18 protein-coding genes are annotated in these 13,971 nt (G+C 53.8%); all 18 read left to right on the top strand.

Annotation, left to right across the window (positions count from 1 at the left end; translation table 11 throughout):
* The first annotated feature begins 5 nt into the window (after positions 1–5).
* On the top strand, positions 6–1,229 hold the full coding sequence (locus F7P81_RS01225) for a phage portal protein (protein ID WP_151158160.1): 1,224 nt from the start codon (positions 6–8) through the stop codon (positions 1,227–1,229).
* On the top strand, positions 1,226–1,597 hold the full coding sequence (locus F7P81_RS01220; protein WP_151158158.1) for a DUF6107 family protein: 372 nt from the start codon (positions 1,226–1,228) through the stop codon (positions 1,595–1,597). Before F7P81_RS01225 ends, F7P81_RS01220 begins: the two co-directional genes overlap by 4 nt.
* The gene (locus F7P81_RS01215) at positions 1,587–2,090 is read left to right on the top strand and encodes an HK97 family phage prohead protease (RefSeq protein ID WP_151158156.1); all 504 of its coding nucleotides are present in this window, start codon (positions 1,587–1,589) and stop codon (positions 2,088–2,090) included. Before F7P81_RS01220 ends, F7P81_RS01215 begins: the two co-directional genes overlap by 11 nt.
* A 63-nt stretch (positions 2,091–2,153) precedes the next feature.
* Positions 2,154–3,425: a phage major capsid protein gene (locus F7P81_RS01210; protein ID WP_151158932.1), complete on the top strand. Its 1,272-nt coding sequence runs from the start codon at positions 2,154–2,156 to the stop codon at positions 3,423–3,425.
* Between the two features lie 105 nt (positions 3,426–3,530).
* Positions 3,531–4,094, top strand: a complete 564-nt coding sequence (locus tag F7P81_RS01205; protein ID WP_151158154.1) for a head-tail connector protein — start codon at positions 3,531–3,533, stop codon at positions 4,092–4,094.
* Positions 4,091–4,438, top strand: coding sequence for a phage head closure protein (locus F7P81_RS01200; RefSeq protein WP_151158153.1), 348 nt, complete (start codon positions 4,091–4,093; stop codon positions 4,436–4,438). Before F7P81_RS01205 ends, F7P81_RS01200 begins: the two co-directional genes overlap by 4 nt.
* 87 nt (positions 4,439–4,525) lie before the next feature.
* Positions 4,526–4,693, top strand: coding sequence for a hypothetical protein (locus F7P81_RS17005; RefSeq protein ID WP_022710016.1), 168 nt, complete (start codon positions 4,526–4,528; stop codon positions 4,691–4,693).
* Positions 4,690–5,121 (top strand): DUF3168 domain-containing protein, encoded by a 432-nt coding sequence (locus tag F7P81_RS01195; protein WP_151158151.1) that lies wholly within the window; start codon positions 4,690–4,692, stop codon positions 5,119–5,121. The genes F7P81_RS17005 and F7P81_RS01195 overlap by 4 nt, the downstream gene beginning before the upstream one ends.
* 3 nt (positions 5,122–5,124) lie before the next feature.
* Positions 5,125–5,538 (top strand): phage major tail protein, TP901-1 family, encoded by a 414-nt coding sequence (locus F7P81_RS01190; RefSeq protein ID WP_151158149.1) that lies wholly within the window; start codon positions 5,125–5,127, stop codon positions 5,536–5,538.
* Positions 5,535–5,885, top strand: coding sequence for a gene transfer agent family protein (locus F7P81_RS01185; protein ID WP_246176010.1), 351 nt, complete (start codon positions 5,535–5,537; stop codon positions 5,883–5,885). The genes F7P81_RS01190 and F7P81_RS01185 overlap by 4 nt, the downstream gene beginning before the upstream one ends.
* Positions 5,886–5,902: 17 nt before the next feature.
* Entirely contained in the window at positions 5,903–6,091 is a 189-nt protein-coding gene (locus F7P81_RS01180) for a phage tail assembly chaperone (RefSeq protein WP_075654559.1), read from the top strand.
* Complete coding sequence (locus tag F7P81_RS01175) at positions 6,088–6,657, top strand: phage tail tape measure protein (RefSeq protein WP_075654560.1); 570 nt, start codon at positions 6,088–6,090, stop codon at positions 6,655–6,657. The genes F7P81_RS01180 and F7P81_RS01175 overlap by 4 nt, the downstream gene beginning before the upstream one ends.
* A gap of 11 nt (positions 6,658–6,668) precedes the next feature.
* Positions 6,669–7,301: a DUF2460 domain-containing protein gene (locus tag F7P81_RS01170; RefSeq protein WP_151158147.1), complete on the top strand. Its 633-nt coding sequence runs from the start codon at positions 6,669–6,671 to the stop codon at positions 7,299–7,301.
* Positions 7,301–8,188: a DUF2163 domain-containing protein gene (locus F7P81_RS01165; protein ID WP_151158145.1), complete on the top strand. Its 888-nt coding sequence runs from the start codon at positions 7,301–7,303 to the stop codon at positions 8,186–8,188. Before F7P81_RS01170 ends, F7P81_RS01165 begins: the two co-directional genes overlap by 1 nt.
* Positions 8,185–8,628: an NlpC/P60 family protein gene (locus tag F7P81_RS01160; protein ID WP_151158143.1), complete on the top strand. Its 444-nt coding sequence runs from the start codon at positions 8,185–8,187 to the stop codon at positions 8,626–8,628. The genes F7P81_RS01165 and F7P81_RS01160 overlap by 4 nt, the downstream gene beginning before the upstream one ends.
* Positions 8,629–8,646: 18 nt before the next feature.
* The gene (locus tag F7P81_RS01155; protein ID WP_151158141.1) at positions 8,647–12,441 is read left to right on the top strand and encodes a baseplate multidomain protein megatron; all 3,795 of its coding nucleotides are present in this window, start codon (positions 8,647–8,649) and stop codon (positions 12,439–12,441) included.
* A 322-nt stretch (positions 12,442–12,763) separates the two neighbouring features.
* Complete coding sequence (locus F7P81_RS17245; RefSeq protein WP_306401681.1) at positions 12,764–13,099, top strand: hypothetical protein; 336 nt, start codon at positions 12,764–12,766, stop codon at positions 13,097–13,099.
* A gap of 154 nt (positions 13,100–13,253) precedes the next feature.
* Complete coding sequence (locus F7P81_RS01145) at positions 13,254–13,934, top strand: response regulator transcription factor (protein ID WP_022710005.1); 681 nt, start codon at positions 13,254–13,256, stop codon at positions 13,932–13,934.
* The last annotated feature ends 37 nt before the right edge of the window (positions 13,935–13,971 follow it).

Below are 13,971 nucleotides of genomic sequence, written 5' to 3'. Positions count from 1 at the left end.
TGAATATGGTTCGATCATGGGCTTGGCCATGGCCGTGGCGGCATAGTGCTGCCCAAACGCAGGAGCAGAAAAGCGCACAGCCGCCTTCTGTAAAAATGCAGCAGGGTTTTGTCGCACTGCATATGGATGCGCAGGCACGCTGGACAAGCCGCAATTATATGGCGCTGTCGCAACAGGGATTTATGCGCAATCCGATTGTACATCGTTGCGTTAAAATGATCAGCGATGCAGCAGCCAATGTGCCGCTGTTGCTCTATCAGGGAGAGACGGAGCTTGAAGATCATCCGCTGCTGAAATTGCTGCGTGCGCCTCATGAAGGGGCGAGCGGTTCCGGCTTTTTTGAACAGCTTTACGGGCATTTGTTGTTATCCGGCAATGCCTATATCGAGCGGCTGGATTATGACGGACAGCCGAAAGAATTACACTTGTTGCGTCCTGAGCGGGTGACCATTGAGAGCGACAGTAATGGCTGGCCGCAGACGTTGCTCTATCGCAATAATACTACCAGCCGCCGCATCAGCCTGAATTCAGGTTTTGAGTCCGGATTGTCTGCACGGGCATTGCATTTGCGGCTGTTTCATCCGCTGGACGATCATTACGGTTTTCCGCCTTTGGAAGCGGCTTCTATGGCACTGGATATTCACAATGCCACAGCAGCATGGAACAAGGCTTTGCTCGATAACTCCGCACGGCCTTCCGGTGCGCTGGTCTATGCGCCGAAGGATGGTGGCAATTTAAGCGAAGAGCAGTTTGACCGGCTGAAAACTGAGCTGGAGGAAGGCTATACCGGTGCCGGTGGTGCAGGTAAGCCGCTGCTTCTGGAAGGCGGGTTGGATTGGAAAGCCATGGGACTGTCGCCCAAAGATATGGATTTCATTGAGGCCAAACATGTGGCGAGCCGTGAAATTGCGCTGGCTTTTGGTGTGCCGTCGATGCTGCTTGGCATTCCCGGTGATAACACCTATGCCAATTATGCCGAGGCCAATCGCGCTTTCTATCGCCTGACCATTCTGCCGCTACTGACCCGCACCGCGCAGGCACTGAGTAATTGGCTCTGTCCTTCTTTTGGTGCTGGCCTGCGACTTGAACATGACCATGACCGCATTGACGGGTTAGCCGAGGAGCGGGAAGCCTTGTGGCGGCGCATTGGTGCGGCGGATTTCCTGAGCGATGCGGAAAAACGGCAGGCGGTTGGCTATTCTCCTGAGCCGGAAGGAGGAGCGCTATGAACCCGTTCAACCAGCCGGATGCACTCACTCAGGAACAATGGATCTGGCTTGCCAAAATCACCGGCGCGGTGAGTGGCTCGGCCGTATCTCTGGCTTATATGCTGCCCAAAGGAAAACGCGAGGCGGCAGTACGTTTTGCCGTGGGACTGATTTGCGGCATGATTTTTGGCGGGGCAGCCGGTGTTAAAATCGCAGAACAACTGACTTTGAGTAATAGTCTCGGACAGGCGGAACTGATGTTGATGGGCTCTGCCGCTGCCAGCTTTGCTGCATGGACAGCGCTTGGTTTTTTCAAACGCTTTACCGACCGGCTGAAAAATCAGGTTGGTGGTTCCGTCCGGCAGGAGGGGGAGCGCGATGAAGGTTAAGGCAAATCGGCCTCTATGTTTCAGCGGTTATGCCAGCCTGTTTTCGCTCTCTGATCTGAGCGGCGATATCATTGAGCGCGGTGCTTTCGCCAAGTCTCTGCGACGGGGTGCCGCGGTGCCGATGCTCTGGCAGCATCAGGCCGATAATCCCATCGGCATCTGGACGAAAATCACCGAGGATCAGCGCGGTCTTTATGTTGAGGGGCAGTTAACGCAAGGCGTGACGCGTGCCGATGAAGCTTGGCAGTTGATATCCGAAGGGGCGCTGGACGGTTTGTCGATTGGCTTTCGCGCTATTCGCAGTAAGAAGTCAGCCTCAACCGGAAAGCGGCATATTCTGGAAGCCGAGCTTTGGGAAATTTCGCTGGTGACTTTTCCGATGTTGCCGCAGGCGCGTGTTCATCCGGTGCAGAGTAAAAATCACGATGACATGAGTTCCGCGCAGATTATCCGCCATGCGGCGGCTAGTCTGAAAGCGCAAACTTCTTTTTGAAACCTCCGTCCGGTCGGTTTGTACCGTCTTTTTACACCAAGCCCGAAGGGACAGGAAATGACAATCAAACATAAAGCAACAGCCGCTCAACCGCAGGTGCTGGAGATTAAGGCGCTGAACAGCCAGCATGAAGTCGGGCAGGCTTTTGGTGAGTTTATGCAGGCCTTTGAAGGATTTAAACAGGCCAATGATGAGCGCCTGACCCAGATTGAAAAACATGTTGGTGCGGATGTTCTCACTGTTGAAAAGGTAGAACGTCTCAACCGTGCAATGGATGAGCAGAAGGCGGCTCTGGATCAATATGTGCTGAAGCAGGCGCGTCCTGCACTTGGTGGCGAGACACGTTCACCGCTCGGTGGTGTTGTGCAGGAGCATAAACAGGCTTTTGATACTTATGCCCGCCGTGGTGATGAGCAGGCTTTGCGCGGGCTTGAGCAGAAAGCGCATTCCTATGGTTCGGGGCCGGACGGCGGTTATCTTGTGCCGTCTGAACTGGAAACTGCCATCGGTACACGTCTGGCCGCGCTTTCGCCGGTGCGTGGACTTGCAGCTGTGCGGCAGGTTTCCGGCGCTGTACTCAAAAAGCCGTTTTCCATTAGTGGTCCTGGTACCGGCTGGGTTGGTGAAGAGGGCGCACGCCCGCAGACCACCAATGCCAAGCTGGCTGAGCTGCAATTCCCGACCATGGAAATTTACGCCATGCCTGCGGCAACAGCCAGCCTGCTGGATGATGCTGCGGTGGATGTGGAGCAATGGATTGCCGCAGAGGTTGAAACAGCTTTTGCCGAGCAGGAAAGCGCTGCCTTCATCAATGGTGATGGTGTGAACAAGCCGCATGGTTTTCTGGCCTATGATACGGTTGATGAAGCGTCATGGGCATGGGGTAAACTTGGTTGCCTGAAGACGGGCGTTGCCGGTGCCTTACCTGCTTCCAGCCCGTCCGATTTGCTGATTGATCTCGTCTATGCGCTGAAATCCGGCTACCGCCAGAATGCCCATTGGATGATGAACCGTAAAACCCAGTCGGCGCTGCGCAAGCTCAAAGACAGCAACGGCAATTACCTCTGGCAGCCTCCGGCGTCTCTTGGGCAGAAGGCTTCCTTCATGGGGTTTGGTCTGGTGGAAGCGGAAGACATGCCGGATATTGCCACGGACAGTACACCGATTGCCTTTGGTGATTTTGCCCGTGGTTATCTGATTGTCGATCGCATCGGTATCCGTGTTCTGCGTGATCCGTATTCTGCCAAGCCGTACGTGTTGTTCTACACCACCAAGCGTGTCGGCGGTGGTGTGCAGGATTTTGACGCGATCAAACTGCTGAAATTTGCAGCCTGATTTTGCTGGCGAGGCGGTTTTGCTTGGCCTTTGCAAAGCGCATGAATCATTCTGTCAGAGAGTGATTTTATCTTACTGAATCTATTATAAATTACAGGAGATAGCATGGTTCTCCAACTTATAGCGCCGCCGGTAAAAGAGCCGGTGACGACAGCAATGCTGCGTGATTTTTTACGTTTATCACCGGATCAGGAAGAGGACTTGCTGGAACGGCTGATCCGCACTGCGCGGGAAGTAATCGAGCAGCATTGCAATCTGGTGATGCTGCCGCAGCGCTGGCTGTTGCAGCTCGCAAACTGGCCGCAATCGGGCAGAATTGCACTCTATAAAGCGCCGGTCATTTCCATTGATAAGGTGCAAGGTTTTGATGCCGACGGTGCTGTAGTGCTGTTCAATGCGGATGATTGGCGACTGGATACGGATAGTCGTCCGCAGCGACTTTATCTGCGGCGACCACAACATATTACCATTGCCCGCGGGTTGGAAATTGAGCTGACTGCCGGTCTGGCGAATGAGCCTGAAGACCTGCCCGAAACATTGCGTCATGCCTGCCTGGTGCTGGCGGGACATCTCTATGACAACCGCAATTCTTATGAGGCGGTGATGCACAGCCTGCCGGATATGGTTGCACAGCTCGTGTCACCCTGGCTGAGGCGGGGGCGGCTATGAACCTGCAATTCATTGATGCGGGACAGTTTAAAACCCTGCTGACTTTGGAAGAAAACCGTCCGCTCTTTGATGAGACCGGCGGCTATCAGGAGCAATGGACGGAAATTGCCACGCTCTGGGGCAGGATTGAGCCGAAGAAAACCGGCAGTCAGAACTTTGCCGGACAGGCCATTCCCCATGTCACTCATCTCATCACAACCCGTTATCGCAGCGATATTGCGGTCTCCATGCGTCTCACGCGCGTGGGGCGGCATTTTACCGTTTTAGGGCTGCACGATCCCGATGAAAGCCAGCGCTATCTCATTTGTTCAGTTAGAGCATTTCCAGATTATCTTGAAACATAGGAAATGCTCTAACTGTTTGTTTTTACGCGTATCTTGATCCGAAAACCGTTTCACACTTTTCGGGATACGCTATAGAGAGGAAATCCGATGAATTTTTCTATGCGTTTTATTTTTGAAGCCTTGTTGCGCACTTTGCGTCTTGTCGGCTTGCAGGCTTGTGAACAGGCACTCTCCAATAAACGCGATGGGCTGTTTTTGAAAAGCCCTGAGCCTAAAGCACCGCCTGCTCAAACCGAACAGGACAACAAGGGATGAACGGCGCGGCGCTTGTTTTACAAAAGGCAATATTGGCGTGGTTGCAAGCCGCGCCTTTGCTGATGGAGAAACTGCACGGGCAGGGCATTTACGATAATGTGCCGCCTCATGCGGCGTTTCCTTATATCAGCTTTGGCCAAAGTCAGATTTACGCCTGGGATACCGATAGCGGCACCGGCGAAGAGCACAATCTGGTGCTGCATATCTGGGCGCGTTCCAATGGTCGCAGGCAGGTGCTGGAACTGATGATGCTGGTGGAAGGGCTGATGGAGGCTTTGGCAAGCAGCCAGCAAAAGCCGGATATCGGTGGTTATCATCTGGTCAATTTGACTTTGCAATCCTCACAGACCCGCAATGACGACTTGCGTGACGGTTACAATGGCCAGTTGCGCTACCGTGCGGTGACTGAAAAAATTGAAGGAGCGTAATTAATGGCAGCTCAGAGAGGCAAAGACCTGTTGCTGAAAATTGCTGCGGCAGGTGACACATTTCAAACCTGTGCGGGTTTGCGCAGCAAGCGCATTGCGTTCAATGCAGAGACGGTTGATGTGACGGATGCTGATGCTACAGGGCGTTGGCGGCAATTGCTGGCTGGCAGCGGTGTGCAGCGTGCATCGGTCAGCGGTGCGGGTATCTTCAAAGATGCGGCATCGGATGCTCTGATTCGCACGGCGTTCTTCAATGGTGATATTCTCAACTGGCAGATTATTGTGCCGGATTTTGGCATTGTCAGCGGTTTGTTTCAGATCACCGCGCTGGAATATGGCGGCGCGCATGATGGCGAAGTGACGTTTGAAATCGCACTGGAATCTGCCGGCCTTATCAGTTTCGGAGCGCAGCCATGATGGTCAATGCCAGACGCGGTGAAATTGCAGCCGTTTTAAATGACAGGGATTGGGTTTTATGCCTGACACTTGGTGCCTTGGCCGGTCTTGAGGCTGCCTATGAGACTGAAGACTTGTCCGCTCTGATCGCCCGTTTCTCAACAGGGCGGTTAAAATCAGAAGATATGATCCGCATTGTCACCGCAGGTTTGCGCGGTGGCGGTCATGATGTGGCCGAGGATGATGTGGCGGATATGCGTATTGACGGCGGTGCTACCGGCTTTGCGCTGCTGGTAACGCAACTACTGGAAGTGACTTTTGGCATGACTGCTGAAAATTCGGAAAACGCAGCTCAATCAAAAAATTAGAAGCCGTAATTGAATCAATGTCTTTCCCCTGGGATGCGCTGATGCATTTCGGGATGGGACAATTGCGGCTGTCGTCACGGGATTTCTGGCAGCTCAGCCTGCCCGAGATCAGGGCGCTGAGCCAGTCCATGCGCGGTGGCAGGAAAGCGCCGCCGCGTGATGTTTTAAACACGCTGATGCGGGCTTTTCCGGATGGTGGATCATGAATGATACAGGCACACAACAATCAGTCACGGTTTCGGTTGAGGCGGATACCAGCGGCTTTGACCGTGCGCTGGATAACTTGCAGAAGCGTTCCGGCTCATTCGGGCAAAGCCTGACCTCGGCTTTCAAAAGCGCGGTCACGTCCGGCAAAGGTCTGGATGATGTGCTGCGCGGGCTGGCTTCCAATATGGCTTCCATGGCGCTGGATGCGGGAATGAAGCCATTGCAGGGATTATTCTCCTCGATGTTCTCCGGCCTGATGGGCGGGCTTGGCGGCTTGGGCGGGGTTAAGCCTTTTGCCAAAGGCGGTGTGGTTTCCAGCCCGACATATTTCGGGCTCGGCAGTGGTTTCGGCGTGGCTGGTGAGGCGGGAGCTGAGGCGATTTTGCCATTGGCACGCGGCAGTGACGGCAGTCTTGGCGTGGCTATGGGCAGTGGTGGCGGAGGGCGATCCATGCAGATCAATTTCAATATGTCATCGCCTGATGCTGCTTCCTTCAGCCGCTCGGAAGCGCAGGTCAGTGCCATGCTGGCGCGTGCCGTGCGCCATGGCACCAGACGTATGTGAAAGGGCGCATTATGCAGGATTTATCTTCATTTCATGATGTACCTTTTCCGCTCGGTGTTTCCTTCGGGGCAACCGGCGGGCCGGAATGGCGCAATGAGATTGTCAGCCTGACCTCGGGACACGAAAAGCGTAATGCGCGCTGGTCGATGTCGCGGCGGTTTTATGATGCCGGAACAGGGTTGCGTTCGCTCAACGATCTGCGCGATGTGTTACGTTTTTTCGAGGCGCGGCGTGGTTCACTTTATGCGTTCCGGTTTCGTGATCCGTTTGATCATCTCTCATCGGAACAGGATGCACCGCCGCAACCAACAGATCAGTTTCTGGGGCGGGGAGACGGCACGACACGGCAATTTCAGCTGGCGAAACATTATGGTGATTATCAGCGCATCATTACCAAGCCTGTGTTGAGCACTGTGCAGTTGGCAGTGGAGGGGGAGGTGCTTGCGGGTGATGCATTCAGCGTGAATTGGCTGACAGGCATAGTGGAAATTCACGAGGATTATGTGCCGCCGCCACAGGCAAAAGTGACTGCGGGTTTCCTGTTCGATGTGCCGGTGCGCTTTGATACGGACAGGCTGAGCGCCAGTATTGCCAGTTTCAAAGCGGGTGAAATTCCGTCTATTCCGATTGTTGAGGTGAAGTGATGCTGACACTCGATCCGGCACTTGAATCACATTTGCAAGGCGATGTGACAACGCATTGTTTTGCATGGGTTTTGCGACGTAAGGACGGTGAGGTTTTTGGCTTTTGTGACCATGACAGAACATTATCCGTGCATGGGATAAAGTGCTTTCCGCAAAGCGGCATGAATGGTTCTGAGGCAGGAAGTCAGCTTGGGCTCGCAGTGGACAGTTCCGAGATTGAAGGGGCGCTGACCAGTGACGCTTTGACTGATGCGGATATTGAGTGCGGGCTTTATGACGGTGCGACTGTTGAGACTTATCTGGTCAACTGGGCGCAGCCGGAGCAAGCGGTATTATTGCGCAGCAGCGTAATCGGCAAAATTACACGCAGCGGCATGAATTTTACCGCTGAACTGAAAAGCAGTGCGGCTCTGCTGGATCGTGTTTTCGGACGGCGTGCCAAGCGGGGTTGCGATGCGGAATTTGCAGATAAGCGTTGCGGCATCAATCCGGCCGATCCGCGCTATGCGGGTGAGGGTGCGGTGGAGCTTGTCAGCGGACAGGATCTGGTGGTCGTAAATCTGAGTGGTTTTACCTCGCACTGGTTTGAGCGCGGGAGCCTGCACTGGCTGAGCGGGCAAAATCAGGGCAGCGTGAATAATATTGTCTCGCACCTTAAACAGGGTGATGCGGCAAGTCTGATCCTTCAGGAACTGCCGGTCTATGACGTTCAGATCGGTGATCGTTTTCGTGTATTGGCGGGTTGCGACAAGAGCTTTCAGCAATGCCGTGACCGTTTTGCCAATCATGAGAATTTTCGCGGCTTTCCACATATTCCCGGCAATGATGCTGCCTATGGTTTTGCCGGTGGTGAGGGAAATTTTGACGGCGGGGTGCTCGTGCCATGACCGCTGCCCCGTTGAATGACAAAGTGCTGGCGATTGCTGAAAAATGGCTTGGCACACCTTATCGTCACGGTGCCAGCCGTTTGCAGGTGGGGTGCGATTGTCTGGGGCTGATACGCGGTATCTGGCGCGAGCTTTATGGTACAGAGCCGGAGGATGCCGGCACCTATTCCCGCGACTGGGCAGAGCTTGCCCAAGATGAGCCGCTGATTGATGCGGCGCGTCGGCATATGCATTTAAAACCGCAATCAGAGATACAGGCCGGTGATATTCTGATCTTTCGCTGGCGGGATGGTGTGGCGGCCAAGCATTTAGGAATCATGGCGGAGAATAACCGCTTCATCCATGCCTATGAGGGGCATAGTGTGACGCTTTCTGCGCTGGTTCCGCAATGGCGGCAGCGTATTGCAGCAGTTTTCTCCTTTCCAAATCCTTCGGTTTGAAGACAGGTCATTTCTCGCATGAGTACAGTGGTTCTTCAGGCGGCAGGTAGTATGATCGGCGGGCTGTTCGGCCCCGTTGGCGCGGCAATCGGTAGTGCGATCGGCGCTATGGGCGGCTATATGATCGACAATGCGCTGATTAATTCAACGCGGCGTATCGAAGGGCCGCGTCTCTCCGGTACACGTCCGATGCAGGCGGAAGAAGGGGCTGTTTTGCCTGCCGTTTATGGCACTATGCGCGTCGGCAGTACACTGATCTGGGCGACCCGTTTCGAGGAAGAGAAAACCACCACCCGTCAAGGGGCGAAAGGTGGCCCGAAAACCACCACTTACAGCTATTATGTCAATGCCGCTTTTGCGGTGGCGCAGGGCGAGATTTCCGGCATCCGGCGCATTTGGGCAGATGGCAAGGAGCTGGATCAGACGCAGGTCACTGTTCGTGTCTATAAGGGGACTGAGACGCAGCAGCCCGATCCGCTGATTGAAGCGCGGCAGGGGGCGGGGAAAGCACCTGCCTATCGCGGCACTGCCTATGTGGTTTTCGAACACCTGCCGATTGATGCCTATGGCAACCGTCTGCCACTTTTGCAATTCGAGGTCATGCGTAGTGTCGGCAGGCTGACACGGGATATTCAGGCCGTTGCACTGATCCCCGGTGCAACGGAATTTGGTTTGTCACCGCAGATGGTGCGCGATGAACCGCGCCCCGGTGAAACACGCGCGTTGAACCGTAATACTCTGCGGGCGCAAAGTGACTGGTCAGCATCACTGGATGAGTTGCAGGCGCTGTGTCCCAACCTGAAAACAGTTGCTCTGATTGTGCCGTGGTTCGGCACCGATTTGCGCGCGGGAGAATGCCGGATTTTGCCCGCTGTTACAGCGCGGGAAGCGAGAAAACCGAGCCATCACTGGCGTGTCGGTACTGTTGACCGTGCATCTGCCCATCTGATTTCTGATAATGGCACTGAGAAAGCCTATGGCGGGACACCGAGTGATTTCTCGGTCATCGCTGCAATCAAATATGCCCGACAGCGTGGACTGAAGGTCACGCTTTATCCGTTTATTATGATGGATATTCCTGCCGATAATCAGTTGCCTGCGCTGGATGGTGAGGGCTTTCAGCCAGCCTATCCGTGGCGCGGCAGAATTGGCGTGCCGATGGGAGTGGATAAAACAGCGGATGCAGCGCTTCAGCTTATCCGTTTTTCCAATGGCATGAACGGCTATAAGAATTTCATCCGCCATTATCTGGAGCTGGCGCATGCTGCCGGTGGTGTTGATGCTTTTCTGATCGGCTCGGAATTGCGTGGCCTGACACAAATCCGCAATGAACAGAATGATTTTCCGTTTGTCAGCACTTTGTGTGAACTGGCTGATAATGCACGCATATCTTTAGGGGCTGGTTGTAAAATCACTTATGGTGCGGATTGGTCAGAATATTTTGGCTATCACCCGCAGGACGGCAGCGGCAATGTGTTCTTTCACCTTGATCCGCTCTGGGCGCATCCGGCAATCAATGCCATCGGTATTGATAATTATATGCCGCTGAGTGACTGGCGTGACGGGGATGAACGCAGCATTGATCCGGCTTTTCCCGCTTCTGCCTATGATGAAAGTGCCTTGCAAAACGCCATTGCCGGAGGTGAGGGCTATGACTGGTATTATGCCTCGGATGCAGACAGGCGCGCCCGCAAGCGCACAGCAATAACGGATGGCCTGACGGGAAAGCCGTGGGTATTCCGTTATAAGGATTTGCGCTCATGGTGGCAGAACCAGCATTTCAACCGCATCAATGGTGTGGAGCAGACACAACCTACCGCATGGCAACCCATGTCCAAGCCATTCTGGTTTACCGAGCTTGGCTGTGCGGCCGTTGATAAAGGGCCGAACCAGCCAAATGTTTTCCCTGATCCGAAATCCTCGGAAAATGCTGTGCCATATTTCTCCGACGGTTCGCGTAGTGATATTGCGCCGGATCGTTTTTTGCGCGCGCATTTTGCCTATTGGAATGTTGCGGGAGAGCATAATCCTGTGTCGCCGCTCTATGGCGGTGCAATGCTTGATACGGAACAGATTTATGTCTGGGCTTGGGATACACGCCCGTTTCCGGAATATCCGCTGAAGGCAGATATATGGGGCGATGCCGCCAATTGGGCAACGGGGCATTGGCTCAATGGCCGCCTCAGTGGTGTGGCGCTGGATGAATTGCTACTGGCTTTGCTAAAGGATTTTGGGCTCGAAGGGCTGGCTGATTGCCGTGGCACTGAAGGCTATTTGTCCGGTTATATTGCCGATAATCCGGCAAGTGGCAGAGCATTGCTTGAACCGCTGATGGATATATTCGGCGTGGTGGCTTTTGAGCAGGTGAAGGGAAATCAGAGACTGGTATTCCGCAGTCTCACACAACGCCAGAATCCCGTTGCCATTCAGGATTATGCACTGGAAGGCGATCAGTCATTGCCGGTGCGTATTCTGGATGATGTGGAAGAATTGCCTGCAAGCGCAGAGATTTATTTCAGCGATGCTTTGCGGGATTATCAGTCCGGCAGTGCCTTGGCGCAAAAATCCGGCTGGCAGCGTGCCGGTCACGAAAGTCTGTCTCTATCTGCTGCGATGGAAAGTGGGCAGGCACAGGCGCTGGCCGAAAGCTGGCTTGAAAGAAAACGGGCTGAACGCCGCACCGTTGCTTTTTCTGTGCCGTGGTCGCAAGCAGGTTTGACGGTTGGTGACAGGGTACGTGTGCCGGAACTGGCCGGAAGTCGTGATTATGTCATTGTGAGCTTTGAGGACGGAGCGGCAAGGCGGGCTAAAGCCGTAGCGCTTGCACCGGCTTTACGTCGCCCTGACCGCACCCGTATGCCAGCGGTATCTGATTCCGGTAGTGTGACTGCTGGCCCGCCGCTGTTTCATATGCTGGATTTGCCGATGTGGCCCGGAATTGAAAATGAGAGCAGTCAGTTTCGCATCGCTTGTTACGCCAAGCCGTGGCGGGATGTGGCGCTTTTTGCCTCGCCAGAAGCGGGTGGCTATCAATTGCGCACAGTGATCCCCTATGCCGCAATCATGGGGGAGCTGACTACAGAACTTGCAGGTGCCGCCAGCGGTCGTTTCATGCATCAGCAGAGTTTCGATATTCGTCTATATCACGGGGAATTACATTCTCAGTCTGTGTTGCAAGTGCTGAATGCCGCAAATACCGCTCTGGTGCAAAATAGCGCGGGCGGATGGGAGATTCTGCAGTATCAGGAGGCAGAAGAAATTGCTGCCGGTCACTGGCGGTTAAAGTCTTTGCTGCGCGGACAATCGGGAACAGAACCGGAGGCCGGTATTGTCAAACCCGCAGGTGCGTCTTTTATTTTGCTGGATGATCGGGTTGTTCCGGCAGGGTTGCAGAAGACTGAAAACGGTTTGATGCTGAACTGGCGTGCGGGGCCATCCGGTCGGGACTTTTCGGATGATTATTTCAGTACCCAATCCGCTGCCGGTGGCATGAAGGCCTTAAAGCCTCTGAGTCCGGTTCATGTCAGATACAGACCACAGCTAAACGGGGATATGCATTTTCAGTGGATCCGGCGCGGACGCATTGATGCGGATAGCTGGATGGGGGAGGATATTCCTCTCGGAGAGGCGGCAGAAAAATATCAGGTGCAGCTGTGGCAGGATGGGGTGCTGTTGGAAAAAGCGGAAGTAACCCGACCGCATTATGTTTATTCCGGTCAGGTGCAACACGGTGTGCATTTGCGTTTGGAAGTCGCTCAGATCAGTCAGAGTTCCGGCGCAGGAGAGGCGGCTTCACTATCGTTTCGTTACTAAAACCAGTTGCGACAAATATTTTCCAGCACACACGTTGAATTGAAAACGGGCTGATCCTTCGTAATTGACAGTTTTTAATGAATTTGGCAGCTTTGCCGCAGTTATGAAGACTTTCGTTTTTAGGGAACTAATGTTAACGAAAGAAAAAATCTAAGCATTTCCGGCAGTACAACAGAATGACCGTCCGGAAATAGGGTGAAACGATGTGAGCGGTTCCCGTGAACCTGTCGTTAATGGAAACGCTCCGGATGAGTACCGTTTGTTTGAGACACAAGATTGTTCATTCAACATTCAGGTAAGAGGCGTTAAAGTGAGCGTTATGATGACACAGAAACCAGTTCGCACATTTTTCGCTGCTTTTACTCTGCTCACCGGTATGACCGCAGCAGTTTTTACAAGCATTGTTCCATCTGCGGGCGCCGCAGGCTTGCAACGGCACGTACCTGCCGGTTTGCAACAGGCGCAGCCGCATATCATCCGCGTTGCCGGTGATTGTGCTGCCATCGGGCAGCAGGTTGCTGCACAGCAGGGCGGTACGCTGACCAAAGCAACAGCTGCTGTTCAGAACGGCGCGCCGGTCTGTATTGTGGTTGTGCTGGTTCCCGGACGTGATGGTGAACGTCCGCGCCGCGTGGAAGTTGCAGTACCGGCCAAATAAAGCGGGAGCTATAAAGTTTCGCCTGTAACTTACCGGACACTGACTTGTAATTCTCCCGTTTGCTCATTCTTGTAATGTGCTGTAAAAACAGATGCTGTCTGCATGGCAGACGGCACGCTGTATTATCGCTCCGAAAGACTGAAAAGGTTTGCTGATGAGAATTCTGATTGTTGAAGATGATAAGGATCTTAACCGTCAGCTGGCTGAAGCTCTCCGTGATGCAGACTATGTTGTCGATTGTGCTTTTGACGGCGAAGAAGGTCATTTTCTCGGCGATACTGAACCTTATGATGCGGTGATACTGGATATCGGCCTGCCGCAAATGGATGGGATCAGTGTTGTAGAGCGCTGGCGTCGTGAAGGCCGTTCCATGCCGGTGCTGATGCTGACAGCGCGTGACCGCTGGAGTGACAAGGTTGCCGGTATTGATGCCGGTGCCGATGATTACGTGGCGAAACCATTTCACATTGAAGAAGTTCTGGCGCGGTTGCGCGCTTTGATCCGCCGTGCGGCTGGCCATGCTTCATCGGAAATTGTCAGCGGTAAACTTGTGCTGGATACAAAGGCTTCAAAAGCAACGGTTGACGGTGCAGCTTTGAAGCTGACCTCTCATGAGTTCCGGCTGTTGTCTTATCTCATGCACCATATGGATGAAGTGATTTCCCGTACAGAACTGGTGGAGCATTTATACGATCAGGATTTCGACCGTGATTCCAATACGATCGAGGTTTTTGTCGGACGCCTGCGCAAGAAGATGGGCGTGGATATGATCGAGACCGTTCGCGGCATGGGATATCGCATCCGCTCTGACAATAATGATGGCAGTAAAGATTAAGATGCCGCTGTTTTCCGGGAAAGTCTTTGCTCTCGGT

This window comes from Pseudochrobactrum saccharolyticum (assembly GCF_008801715.1).
Lineage (GTDB): Bacteria > Pseudomonadota > Alphaproteobacteria > Rhizobiales > Rhizobiaceae > Pseudochrobactrum > Pseudochrobactrum saccharolyticum.
The sequence above is the reverse complement of the archived record's forward strand: the minus strand, read 5'-3'. Positions and strand labels throughout refer to the sequence as shown.